This is a genomic window from Streptomyces sp. NPDC006372 (genome assembly GCF_040612515.1).
Classification (GTDB): domain Bacteria; phylum Actinomycetota; class Actinomycetes; order Streptomycetales; family Streptomycetaceae; genus Streptomyces.
Window position 1 is genome coordinate 234,759 of sequence record NZ_JBEXQJ010000005.1, and the last position, 12,998, is coordinate 247,756.

Consider the following 12,998-nt stretch of genomic DNA (forward strand, 5'->3'; position numbering starts at 1 on the left):
CCTGAACTCATCGGGCTGAACCGACCGGACGGAACCGATCGGGCTGGGCGGGTCGGTCAGGACTGGCGCAGGTCCTCCAGGGTCACTGCCGTGCCCGGCAGAACGGAGCGGGCGGGAGCCCGCAGCCCGTCCAGGAACAGCTGAAGATGGCGGTGGACGAAGCGGTCGGCACGGAAACAGTCCGTACCGGCCGGAGGCCGGCTGAGCTGGGCCACGGTGATCATGACGTCTCCGACGTCCACGTCGGAGCGGAGCTGCCCCGCCGCCCTGGCACGGTCCATGACCTCCGCGACCAGCTTCTCGACCCGCTCGCGCGCGGCCTCCAGGTCCGGGTGGTGCTTGTCGAACGTGCTGGAGACCATCGGGCACAGCGCGCTGATCCGCTCGTCGGCGGCGGCGTGCACGAAGCGCTCCAGCGCCTCGAACGCGTCACCGTTCTCGGCGAGCGCCTGCTCGGCCGCCGCGGCCGTACGGTCCATGACGGAGCAGACGACCTCGCGCACGAGCGCGTCGCGGTCCGGGAAGTTGCGGTACACCGTGGCGTTGCCGACGCCGGCCCGGCGGGCGATCTCGTCGAGCGGCACCTCGGGGCCGTGCTCGACGAACATCTCCCGGGCGGCGGTGACGATCCGCTCCCGGTTGCGCAGGGCGTCGGCGCGGGGCCGGGGCACCTTGCGCTGTACGGGGGTGGCGGTCTGCACGGCGTACTCCTGGTGTTGAGGTGCGGTCTGAGGTGGGTGGTGAGGCGATCCGGGGAGAGGCTCCCCGTTTCACTCGGACACATGACTAAACGGGGACTGGGTCCCCGGTATTTCCCGCGGACGGAGTTTTTTCTCTGTGACCTGGCTCACAGCTTCGGCGGGGCGCTACTGACCGGAAACCCACGATCGGTCCCATCCAGCGCGCGCGCCCCACCTCCCCCGCCGCAGGGTGATCGCAAGGGTGCAGCCGGAGACCGGAGGCTGCCGTGCCGCGGGAGGTGCCTTGCATGCAGCCGCAGCCGCAGCGACGCCGACCCGGCAGCGGCACGGGGCAGCGGCCCGGGTCAGGCGGCACGGGCCCGCCGGGCCTCGGGTCAGGCGGCACGGGCCCGCCCGGGCATCGGATACCTGGGCGGACACCTGGGCGGACACCTGGGCGGACGACTGGGCGGACACCTGGACGGATACCTGGACGCCGCCTGGCCGCCCTGGCCTGTGTGACGACGCTGACCTTCGCGGTCAGCACCTCCGCCGGCACGGGCCGCCTCGCCCCGGGCGCCTCGTCGGCCGGAGCGGGGCCGATCGCCCTGTCCCGTACCTCCGTGTACGGCCCCTGCATGATCCGCAGCGCCCGCGAGGTACAGATGTCCGAGGGCATCCCCACCTCCGAGGGCTACGCCCGCTCCACCGGCATCGTCCGCGCCCTCAACCTGATGATCGACTTCTCCGACGCACCCGGTGAGGGCGAGGCCCTGGACCGTTTCCGGGAGTTCTTCCCGCAGACCCGGCAGTGGTTCCGCACCAGTTCCTACGGCCGCCTCGACTACCGCCCCGAAACCCCGATCCCCGGGTGGCTGCGGATGCCGAAGTCCTTCCGCGAGTACGCCATAGAGCGCGGGGCCCCGTTCGACCCCGGCTACCGCGCCCTGGTCCGGGACATCGTGGCCGAGGCCGATCCGAGAGTGGACTTCCGCGCGTACGACCTGCTGAACATCCTGGTCACCCCGAACGCCGGCCCGTCCGCCCTCGACACGGTCCTGTCCGTCACCTTCGCCGGCAACCCCGAGGCCCCGACGGCCGACGGCATTCCCGTGGCCAACGCCTCCTTCGTCTACTCCCGCCAGGACGACGGCTCCGGCTCCTACGACCGCACCGGCTACCGCGTCCTCCCCCACGAGAACGGCCACATATTCGGCCTGCCCGACCTGTACACCGCGGAGGGCGGGGGCGCGGTCGGCCACTGGGACATCATGAGCGAGGACTGGGGCGCCAACAACGACTTCCTCGGCTGGCACAAGTGGAAGCTGGGCTGGCTCGACGCCGCTCAGGTGCACTGCGTGGCGACCTCCGGCACCACCGAGTACACCCTGACGCCGCTGGCCCGCGCGGGCGGCTCCAAACTGATCGTCGTCCCGCTGGACAGCCGCACCGCCTACGCCGTCGAACTGCGCACCCGCGCCGGCAACGACGAGGCCGTGTGCCGCCCGGGCGTCCTCGTCTACAAGGTCGACGCCGACGTGGACACGGGCATGGGCCCGGTCACGGTCCACGACTCCCGGCGCGACAGCGGCGGCTGCACGCGGGCGCCCAACGTCCACGCGGAACTCTCCGACGCTCCGTTCACGCCCGGGGAGACGTTCAGGGACGTACGGCGGCAGGTTGTGATCAAGGTGGTGAGGACGGAACCCGCGGAGGGCTACCGGGTGCGGGTGACGCGGAGGTAGCCGCGGGAGGGGCCGGCGAGGTGGGGGCAACCCTTCCACGGGCAAACCGCCCCACGTGCGGGGACCCGATTCCGGATTACGGTAGCCCTGCAGAGACCGCCGCACCGGAGAGCAGATGCCCGCGAAGCCCATGAACGACGCCCTCGAGACGGGAGGGCCCGCCGAGGCGACTCCCGCGGAGGCGGTCACCCCGCTGATACGCGGCATCGCGGTCCTCCGGGAACTGACCGAGGCGGACGGCACACTGAGCCTGAGCGCCCTGGAACGGGCCACCGGTCTCGCCCGCTCCACGGTCGACCGCATCACGGCCACGCTCTCCCGCATGGGCTACGTCCGTGTGGACGGCCGGGACGTACACCTGACCCCCCGCCTGATGGAACTGGGCAACGCCTACCTCTCCGCCCTGCGCCTGCCCGCCCTCCTCTCCGCCCGCGCTGACGCCCTCGCCGACGAACTGGACGAGTCGGTCTCCCTGGCGGTCGCCGACCGCGACGGCATCCGCTTCATCCACCAGGCGACCCGCCGCCGCGCGATGTCCCTCAGCTTCCGCATCGGCGACCTGCTCCCCGCCGAACGCACCGCCCCCGGCCCGCTGTTCGCGTCGGAGTGGACGGACACCGACTGGCAGCGCTGGCGCGACCGCAGGGCGTCGGACCCGAGGGACTTCTCCTTCCCGGCCGTACCGCCGCGCATGTACCGCCCGGACGAGAGGGAGAACGAGGACTTCGTACGCCGCACGGAAGAAGCGGCGGCGAACGGCTGGGCACTGGACGACCAGCTGATCGAACCGGGCCTGGTGGCGGTCTCGGTCCCGGTCCTTCAAGCCGGTGACGAGAAGGACCGGGCTGGGAGCCGGGTGGCCTGCGTGGCAAGCGTGGTCAGCCACACCAGCCGCCACACGGCCCACAACCTGCGCACCACCCTCCTGCCGAAACTCCGCTCGGCGGTGACGGAGATGGAACGCGACCTGCACAACACCCCTCCCCCGGAGCCCGGCGCACCCCCCGCGGACCTGGCGCTCTGGACGGGCGCGTCGAAGCAGGAACTGGGCCGCGAGTTCATCGAGTCCCTCGCCCGCGGCCTGACGGTCCTCACGGCCTTCGGCGCGGGCAGGCCGGAGCTGACGCTCACGGAGGTGGCCAAGGCGACGGGCCTGGCCAGGGCGACGGCCCGCCGCGCGCTGATCACGTACGAACACCTGGACCTGGTGACGAGGACCGACGACCGCACCTTCGCCCTCACCCCCCGCGTCCTCTCCCTGGGCTTCCCACCCCTCTCCCGCACGACCCTCCCGGAGATCGCCCAGCCCCACCTGTCGGACCTCACCTCCCGCATCCACGAGTCGACGTCCGTGGCGGTGCTGTCGGACTCGGGCAACGAGATCCAGTACACGGCGAGGGTGGCGACGGGCAGGGTGATGAGCGTGAACATCACGGTGGGCACCCGCCTGCCGGCCTACGCGACGGCCCTGGGCCGAGTCCTCCTGTCCGACGCATCCGCCCCACCCCCTCGCCCCGGAGCCCTGCACCCCCTCACCCCCCACACGATCACGGACCCCCAGACCCTGGAGAAGGCCCTGGCCTCGGTCCGCTCCCAGGGATACGCCCTGGTGAACGAGGAACTGGAAGAGGGCCTCCGCTCCCTGGCGGTCCCGATCCGCGACCGGTCGGGACAGGTGGTGGCGGCCCTCAACACCGCGATGCACGCCAGCCGCCACACCCTGCGCGAGTGCGTGACGGACCTGCTCCCCGCCCTGCTCCTGACGGCCACCCGCATCGAGACGGACCTCCACACCGCCGCCCGCTTCACCCACGTCCCGCTGACCTGACCCCCACCTCCGACACGAACCTGCGCCGGCCGTGGGGACGGTCCACCGACGGCACCGGTGCGCCGTGGCACAGGACTACCTAGGATGAGAGCACCGGGACGCAGGGGGGATCGATGTCCATGCTGGGCGAGGCGAGTTCGGGGCCCGTGAACGGATCGGCGCCCTTGGGCGAGGAACGGCTCAAGCACCTGGAGTTCCTGCAAGCCGTCATCACACGGTTGTCGAACCATTCCTTTCTGGTCAAGGGGTGGGCCCTGACCCTGGCCGCCGGGTTCTTCGCCGTCTCCTCCAGCCAGCAGAGCTGGCAAGTGGCCGCCAGCGGCCTGGTGCCGCTGGCTTGCTTCTGGTTCCTGGACGGCCTGTTCCTCCGTCAGGAGCGCCTGTATCGGTATCTGTACGACGATGTGCGGCGCCCCGGAGCAGAAGTGGAGACGCTCTCCATGGACGTGCGGCCGTATCTCCGGCGGATCAGCTGGTTCGCGGCGACTTTCTCCCGCACGCTCCAACTCTTCTACGGCGCCTTGCTGGTCGCCGACGCGGCGCTCGTCGCCGTCACCCTGTGATGGGGGCTCCGCCTCTCCGGGCCGTGTCGCGGGAACTCAGGGAGCCTTGCTCTTGATGTAGTCGACGAGGTCCGGCAGGTCCCCCTCCCCCGTCTCGGGGTCGAGGGTGTAGAGGGTCGGGCCCCTCAGGAAGTCGGGTATGTACGCACTTCCGTGCTCAGGGAAGGACACCAGCAGTATCCGCTCGTACCATTGGCGGTCCGCCATCCGCTCATTGAGGATGTAGTCCGCCTCGTACCCCACTCCGTCTCCCTTACCCGGCACCTCCTCATGCTCGGCGCGGCGCTTGTACGCCGGTGAGACGATCACGAGCACGAAGTCCGCCTCCTTGTACTGCTTGCGCATCCACCGTGGCCAGTGCTGGGGTCCCTTGCGGTGGGCGATCGTGTCCAGCAGGACGCCGATGCCGTCGTCGCGGAGCCGTTCGCCCAGGGCCGCGACCCTCTTCTTGTGGACGTCGCCGTCCTCCTCATGCGCGTAGGACAGGAACACGCAGGGTCTGTCCGGGTCGTCGGCTGCCTTGCGCGGCTGTGGCACGTCGGCGGCCTGCGGAGCAAGCGACGGCTGCAGGACCCGTGGCTCGCTCTTACCTGGGGGGAACGGCAGTGCCAAGCCGGGCAGTTCGTCGACGGACACCTCGAGCGGGCCGTGCTCGAACCCGTCGCAGACAGCGGCGGCGATCCGGTCGACGGCGTCCCGGTACGCCTTGGAGCTCACCCCGCACTCCTCGCGGACGATGCCGTAGAGGCCCTTGCAGGCGTAGCTGTCCGTGATCTCGCCGCTGAGGACCGGTGCGAGGGGGAGGCCGGAGGGCGGATTGGCCGGCTGCCAGCGCACCAGGACGCGGGCAGGCGGGTCGGAGGGGCGGAACTGTGGTGGCTCGAGGCTCAGTCGGTGTTCGAACACCGCCCAGTCGGCGCCGCAGCCCTCGTCGGCGTAGTAGGCCTGCGAGCACAGGGCGACGAAGACACGCGCCTCCGTAACGAGGGGGCGGTTCGTTTCGCCCTGCCCGCCGCGGCACATGGCCGCCGTGACCGTACGTCCCTTGAGCCGCTCCACCGCCTGTACCAAGTCCTGATGGAAGAGCGCCGCATAGTAGTGGCTCTCTTCGGCGGCGAAGCTCGTGATGAAGTCGTTGGCCATGTGCAACCCCTCCACTCCCTGTGCCCCGCGGTAGCCGTGGTCACGCCGGGAAGAACCCAACGTTGGCCAGTTGGCTCCTCATAGGACACCGGCCGTTCCTCGTACGCTGAGCGGGGGGACACATATCGCCACGCCGTCCGCCGCTCCGGCGTGGTACCTGACCGACCCCCGCGCAACGAACCGGGGGGTCGGATGCAGGGAACTTCGCCGAGCCTTGACACTACGCCATTCCCAGGAGTCGGGAACAGGCGTCAGGGGCCTACTTGGGACGACTCCACCCCACCTCCTTATCATTGGCCAGAGCCTCGTACATCCGTAACCGGCGAGGGCCGGACAAGGCTCAGGGCTTTCGATCAATTCATCACCAAGCTGTCCAGTCGATGCAATCTCCGCTGCGACTACTGCTACGTATATGAATTGCGTGACACGGGATGGCGAAAACGCCCCCGGATCATGCCTGAACCTGTCCGGGAAAAGCTCGTCTCGCGTATCGCGGAACACGCGCGACAGCACGGTCTTGACCGTATTCGGGTCCTCCTGCACGGCGGAGAGCCGCTCCTCGCGGGCCCCCGGGTGATCGCCGACTTCACCACGGCGGTCCGACGAGCCGTCCTGGAGACCGGGACCGAGGTGGACTTCGCCCTGCAGACCAACGGCGTACTGCTCACCGAGGCGTTCCTGGATCTGCTGCTGGAGCTGGACGTCACGGTGGGCGTCAGTCTGGACGGCTACGCCGAGGCACACGACCGGCACCGGCTGGGGCCTGGCACCGGTAAGGGCAGTCACGCTCGCGTGACCACCGCGCTCACCCTGCTGGGAAGTGCTCGCTACCGGCCGCTGTTCGGCGGCCTGCTGTGCACGATCGACCCTGCGAACGATCCGGTGCGCACCTTCGACGCCCTCGCCGCCCACCACCCACCCGCTGCCGACTTCCTTCTGCCGCACGGCACTTGGGACCATCCGCCGACCGGCGGGGGCGGTCACGAGTCGCTGTACGGGGATTGGCTCTGCGCCGTCCACGATCGGTGGCGGGCCACCGGACGGCCGATGCGGATCCGGCTCTTCGAGTCGATCGAGACACTGTCCCTGTACGGCGGCGGAAGCAGCAGTGAGGTACTGGGCACCGTGCCGACGGCAGCCGTGGCGATCGAAACGGACGGAACGGTCGCGTGGACGGAGTCGCTCAACGCCGTCGGGGAGGGGGCGGCCGACACGGGCGGCACGTTATTCAGCCACTCCTTCGACGCCCTGCTGGATCTTGACGGTGCTCCGGAGGACGGCGTGGGATCCCTGTGCCGCATGTGTCGTGAGTGCCCCCTGGTGCACGTGTGCGGCGGTGGACTGCGCGCTCACCGCTTCGGACGCCGCCGTGGATTCGCCAACCCCTCCGTCTACTGCAAGGACATCTCCGCCCTCATCCGGCACGCCGCACCCTGGACGGATCAATGACTCCGATATTCCGGAACGCGCGGCCGAAAAGCGTCGGCCACCAGCGCACATGTACGACTCCGCGCGTCCTTTCGGGCGGGAGGATAGGCAATATCGGGTTTTCCAGGGCGCCTGGTGGGCAAAACCCCATAGCATGGAGTCAATTGGCGTGGGGGTGACGCACAACCGATAGCTACCTGCGCACGCCACGTCGATGTGGGTCCATGGGCAAAGACCGAGCCGTGGTTGCAAACAGGAGGCAGGCCCTTGGGGGGGATGTCATGGGGCCGTTGTTCTTTACCAGCTACGCCAGCTCGACCGGCGACAGAGGACCGGTCCAACGGTTCCACGTAGATGTCCAGAACGAGATCTACAGCGTCCTGGGCCGCACCTCCTCCGCCGAAGGCCGGCTGAAACACCCCGAGCCCGCCGCCGGACCCGATCCCGCGGTGCTCGACTGTCGATCCCTGCTGGTCCTCTACTCGCCGGAGTACGTGGACGACGCGCAGTGCGCCACGGAGTGGTCGGTCTTCGCCGAGCGCATGGACCGCTGCATGCGGCGCACCGGCGATCGGCCCGACTCGATGGTCGGCGTCGTCTGGCGCTCGCACGCGCTGGTGCTTCCCCGGCCCGTCACCGTCGTTCGTCACATCGTCAACGAGGAGTACCAGGGGCCCGGCGCGCTCTGCTTCCAGCAGGATCCGCGCAGCAGGGACCGCTACCACTCCATCGTGCGCCGCGTCGCGGCGCGCCTGATGCGCGCCGCCGAGTCACCGCCGCCCGTGATGTCCGAGGCGGAGAGCCGCGCGGTCGCCCCACAGTTCGGGCCGAGCCGCGCCATGCCGCACAACCGGCGCGACGTCGCGGAGCCGGCGATGGATCCGCCCGACGACCCAGCGGCGGCTTCGGATCGCGACGACCGGCACATGATGCTTCTCCTGGTGGCCGGTACCCGCGACCGGATGGACCGGCTGCGTGACCACGTCGGCTACTACGGGGAGCGCGCCGAGGACTGGCGCCCGTTTCGCCCGCGCAGCGAGGAGACCGTGACCACGACGGTCGGCTGGGCAGCGCGAGCCTGCGGGGTCGACCGTCTGGCCGTCATCGCGCCCGGTCTGGACTGTCCGTTGCCCGAAGACGTCGACGAGTCGCGGACGGTCCTCGTCGTGGTCGACCCCTGGCTGACGGGAGATCCGGCATTCCGCGTGCTGTGGGAGCGGATCGTACGGTCGCGGGCGCGAGTCGCCGCCGTCGTCGTCGTACTCGCCCGAACAGATGAGGAGAGTACGGCCAACGCGATCCGACTGCGCGAGGCGGTCTGCCGGACGCCGGCACGCATGCCCGACGCGGCCCATCACGAGGCGGGCAGCCGGGAAGCGCTCGCGCACATCGTGGTGGCCGTCATGGCCGACTCCGTCACCCGCCCGGAGGGTGGCACGGGAAGCACTCCCGGCAGAGCAGGCGAGTTGACCATCGAGAGTGCGGCGGAACGGCGCGTCCGCAGGCAGCGGGAACGCGTCGGCTGGCTCAGGCGCGGGGCGAACCCGTGGCCTCCGGTACTGAGCAGAACGCCCGGCGAATCGCTGGGCCCGGGCTGAGCACATGGGGCGGGGGATGAGTACCACAGGGGCAGCGACGGCGTCGGGTTCGCCGGGGTCAGCGAAGATCATTTCCTTCTACTCGTACAAGGGCGGAGCCGGCCGCACCATGGCACTGGCGAACGCCGCCTGGATCATCGCAAACCAGGGCAAGTCAGTGCTGGTCATCGACTGGGACCTGGAGGCACCCGACCTTCACCTCTACTACGGCGCCTTCCTCCCCGTCTCCGACCTCAGCTACGCCGACGGTGTGCTGGACATGTTCTCCGCCTTCGCCGGCGCCGCCGCCGACGTCCGCGATGACGACCTACGGGCTCTGCACCCGCAGCACACCGACGTCGAGCGCTACCAGATCGACCTCGACCACCAGTTCCCCGACGGCGGGCGGCTGCACTACATGGGCCCCGGGCGTATGGACGACGAGTACGCCAACCGCCTGGCCGACTTCAACTGGACCGGATTTCACACCAGCGACGACGGCCAGGAGTTCCTGCAAGCGCTGCGGGAGCGACTGCACGACAGCGACTACGACTACATCCTGATCGACAGCCGTACCGGCTTCTCGGACGGCGCCAGGATCTGCACACTCGCCCTGCCCGACAAGGTCGTCATAGCCCTCACCATGAACCCGCAGGCCATCCAGGGCGCGCGCAGGGCCGCCGAGCTCATCCGCCAGCACCGCCCAGCCACCGAGTTGCACTTCGTGCAGATGCGGGTCGACCAGAACGAACGGGACCGACTGGACCAGCGCTTCGTCGAAGCGCGTCAAACCCTCGACCCCTATCTCGGCATCACGGACGAGGACACGTTGGCCACCTACTGGGGGCAGATGAGGGTCCCCTACGTGCCGTACTACACGTACGGCGAGGAACTCGCCGTGATGCGGGAGGACCCCCGGGTCAGCGGCGGCATCGCCGCGGCCTACGTGCACCTCGTCGACCGGATCACCGATGGTGAGATACGCGACCTCCAGCCTCCGTCGTCCGACGATTACGTCGCCTACCGCCGGCTCCTCGCGCAACGCGAGCGGCTGCAGGCCGAGCAGGAATCGGACCCCTGCACGGTCACCCTCTTGCATGCGCCCAACGACCAGCTGTGGGCCGACTGGATCGGTGAGCTCTTGCGGCCGACCCGGATCCAGATCGTCCCGCCGAGCGACAAGCCCACCGACTCACTGCCCGGCACCACCTACGTCCTCGCCCTTCTCTCCCCTCACCTCGCGGGGACACCGGCCGGTGACATGGTCGCGCGTCTCACCACCGGCGCTCCCGTCGGCAGCGGGCCCGGCGACCAGCGGATCGTCGGCGTGCGGGTGGGCACCGCACGGCTCGCGCCGCACTTCGAATTCGGCCGGCAGAACACCATCACGCTGGACGGGCAGAGCGAGGACGTGGCCCGCCGGGAGCTGCTCGGACACTTCGGGCTCACCGACACCCGGACGGGCTCCGCCTGGGCCGGCCCCCGCTTTCCCGGACTGCAGCCGACGGTGTGGAACCTGTCGATGCGCAACGCCGGGTTCATCGGGCGCGTCGACCAGCTCAACGCGCTGAGAGAGGGTTTCGACCACTCCGGCGCCGACTACTCCGCGCCCCAGGTGCTGTGCGGTCTGACCGGTGTGGGCAAGCGGCAGATCGCCCTGGAGTACGCCCACCGGTTCGCCTCACAGTACGACCTGGTCTGGTGGGTGCCGGCCGCGACCGCCGAGAGCGTCCAGGACTCCCTCACCAAGCTGGCCAGGGCGGTCAACGCCAAGAGCGAGGGCCGGCGTACCAGCGAGGATCGGCAGACACTGCTGAACGACCTGCGGCAGGGACGGCATCCGGGACTGCGCCGGTGGCTGCTCGTCTTCGACGGAGCGGTTGATCAACAGGCCGTCGAGGAGTACATCCCCACGGGCGGATCGGGCCATGTCCTGATCACTTCGAACGACACGGAATGGGCTCCCGAGTACACCAGACACGCCGTCGCCCCCTTCTCTCCCGAGGAGAGCGTGGCCCTGCTCAGCCACAGGCTGCCCGGTTCCGCCGAGGAGGAACTGCTGCGGCTCGCCGAACGGCTGGGGCACCTGCCGATCGCGGAGGAGGCGGCTGCCGCCGTCCTGCGGGCCTGTCCCCAGGACATCGACTCCTACATCGCACTGCTCGACAGCGGTCAGATGGTGTCCCAGAAGGCGGTCGCGCCCGAGTACGGCGCCTTCACCGACGTCCTTCGCCTGGCCTACGACGCTCTCCGAGACCAGTCCCCGGCCGCCGCAAGGCTCCTGGACCTGTGCGCTTTCCTGTCACCGGACGGCGTCGGCATGAACGTTGTCCAGTCGGACAGGATGGTGGAGCTGCTGAGGCCCTTCGATCCTGAACTCGGCGACTCCGTCTTCACCCTGTACCGCCATCTCAACCTCCTCGGCAAGCAGGCGCTCGCCGTCCAGGACCTCCCTTCCCAGACGCTCATGGTCTACCGCGTGGTGCAGGACCTGGTCCGCAGCTGGATGTCCGAGGACGACCAGGCCACCACCCGCGCCGAGGCCCTGGGGGTCCTCGCCGCGATGGTGCCGAACGATCTGGAACGTCACCAGACGAAGCACCACGACACCTTCGCGGAGCTCGACAAGCACGTCATCGTCTCCGGGGCCCTCGAGAGCACGGACCCGGAGGTCCACCGCTGGCTGGTCAGCCAGGTGTACCACCGCTGGATGTCGAACGACTGGGTGGGCGCCCGCGAACTGGGCGAACGAGTACTGGAGCGCTGGCGGCAGTCCCTCGGCCCGGAGCACCTCATGGTGCTGCGCATGGAGTCCCAGCTCGGTGCGGCCTGCCGGCTCCTCGGCGACTACCGCACGGCACTCGGACTCTCCACCCACGCCGCGACCACCCTGCGCAGTACGGGGAGCAGCCAGGCCGACATCCTGCTGGCCCGCCGCGGCTACGCGGCCGACCTACGTGCTGCCGGCAGGTTCACGGAGGCCTTCGACGAGGACCGGGCCACCTTCTCGGGGCTGCAGAACGCCATCGGCGAGAACGCCAACGGGACGCTGGCCGCCTCGCACAACCTCGCACTGTCCAAGTTCTACGTCGAGTCGGTCCCGGCCGCCATCCTCCAGGAGCAGCAAGCGCACGAGCGGCGCGGGCAGACCGCCTCCGACAAGGACCCCGATCCCAAACGCTGGGTGTCGTACGCCCACCTCGGCACCTACTGCCGGGAGTCGGGCGACCTGGGTACCTCGGAGCGGTATCTCACGGAGGCCCGCAACCACCTGAACAGGCTGCTGGACTCCCGCTCCCACCACACGCTGGGCGCGGTCGCCAGTCTGGGCATGACCATGGTGCGCAAGGGCGAAGTGCACCACGGCCTGCCGCTGCTGAAGGACGCGTACGTCGCCTACCGCAACCGGTGGGGCGAGAAGCACCCCCGCACGATGTCCTGCCGGCTGTCCCTCGCCATCGGTCTGCACGCGCAGGGCCGTGCCGTCGACGCCGTGGCCTACACCCGGGACGTCCTGGTCCACTACATCGACGTGTTCGGCGACGACCACCCCTTCACCGGCATCTGCCGCAGCAATCTCGCCCAGTATCTGCTGGCCGGCGGGGACGCGGAGGAAGCGAGCGAGCACGCGGGCAGGGCGGTACTCCAGTTGAAGGACACCTTTCATCGCAAGCACCGCTACACGCTGGTCGCCCGGATGAACCAGAACAACTGCCTGGCCGCGCTCGGCTCGCTTCCCGCGGTGGAGCTGGCGCACGAGGACCAGGACGTCTACAACGGCTGCAAGGAACGGTCGGCGTGGGGCGAGAGCCACCCGGTCACCCTGATCGCCCTGGCCAACCTGCTCGCCTCCCGTCCACCGGCCGACGGCGAACCAGCGGCAAGCCTCAGGCGCAAGGTCTCCGAATACCTCCCGAAGGACCACGGACTCGCCAGGGCGTTGCTGGCCGAGCCCTATCAGAGGATTGGCGCCGATCTGGAGGTGCAAGGTGTCTGACCCTTCCATGGCACCGGCGTACGCTCGGGCGCGCGAA

8 protein-coding genes are annotated in these 12,998 nt (G+C 69.7%); 6 read left to right on the top strand and 2 right to left on the bottom strand.

What is annotated here, in order from left to right:
• Window positions 1-56: 56 nt before the first annotated feature.
• Window positions 57-701, bottom strand: a complete 645-nt coding sequence (locus ABZ016_RS12500; protein WP_356916532.1) for a helix-turn-helix domain-containing protein — start codon at window positions 699-701, stop codon at window positions 57-59.
• A 479-nt stretch (window positions 702-1,180) separates the two neighbouring features.
• Between ABZ016_RS12500 and ABZ016_RS12505 the strand changes: the two genes are divergently transcribed.
• The 3 genes from ABZ016_RS12505 (at window position 1,181) to ABZ016_RS12515 (ending at window position 4,816) form a co-directional block, all read left to right on the top strand.
• Window positions 1,181-2,425 carry a M6 family metalloprotease domain-containing protein gene (locus tag ABZ016_RS12505; protein ID WP_356916585.1) on the top strand — a complete coding sequence of 415 codons (1,245 nt, stop codon included), beginning with the start codon at window positions 1,181-1,183 and terminating at the stop codon, window positions 2,423-2,425.
• Between the two features lie 115 nt (window positions 2,426-2,540).
• A complete protein-coding gene (locus ABZ016_RS12510) occupies window positions 2,541-4,253 on the top strand; it encodes an IclR family transcriptional regulator C-terminal domain-containing protein (protein ID WP_356916533.1) in 1,713 nt (570 codons plus the stop codon).
• A gap of 119 nt (window positions 4,254-4,372) precedes the next feature.
• Window positions 4,373-4,816, top strand: a complete 444-nt coding sequence (locus tag ABZ016_RS12515; protein WP_356916534.1) for a hypothetical protein — start codon at window positions 4,373-4,375, stop codon at window positions 4,814-4,816.
• Between the two features lie 36 nt (window positions 4,817-4,852).
• Here the strand turns inward: ABZ016_RS12515 and ABZ016_RS12520 are convergent, their stop codons facing one another.
• The gene (locus ABZ016_RS12520) at window positions 4,853-5,959 is read right to left on the bottom strand and encodes a toll/interleukin-1 receptor domain-containing protein (RefSeq protein WP_356916535.1); all 1,107 of its coding nucleotides are present in this window, start codon (window positions 5,957-5,959) and stop codon (window positions 4,853-4,855) included.
• 360 nt (window positions 5,960-6,319) lie between these two features.
• On the opposite strand from ABZ016_RS12520, the gene ABZ016_RS12525 reads away from it, so the two are divergent.
• The 3 genes from ABZ016_RS12525 (at window position 6,320) to fxsT (ending at window position 12,961) form a co-directional block, all read left to right on the top strand.
• Entirely contained in the window at window positions 6,320-7,408 is a 1,089-nt protein-coding gene (locus ABZ016_RS12525; RefSeq protein WP_356916586.1) for an FxsB family cyclophane-forming radical SAM/SPASM peptide maturase, read from the top strand.
• 269 nt (window positions 7,409-7,677) lie between these two features.
• Window positions 7,678-8,985 (top strand): FxsC protein, encoded by a 1,308-nt coding sequence (gene fsxC / locus ABZ016_RS12530; RefSeq protein ID WP_356916536.1) that lies wholly within the window; start codon window positions 7,678-7,680, stop codon window positions 8,983-8,985.
• Window positions 8,986-9,001: 16 nt separating this feature from the next.
• Window positions 9,002-12,961, top strand: a complete 3,960-nt coding sequence (gene fxsT / locus ABZ016_RS12535) for an FxSxx-COOH system tetratricopeptide repeat protein (RefSeq protein WP_356916537.1) — start codon at window positions 9,002-9,004, stop codon at window positions 12,959-12,961.
• The last annotated feature ends 37 nt before the right edge of the window (window positions 12,962-12,998 follow it).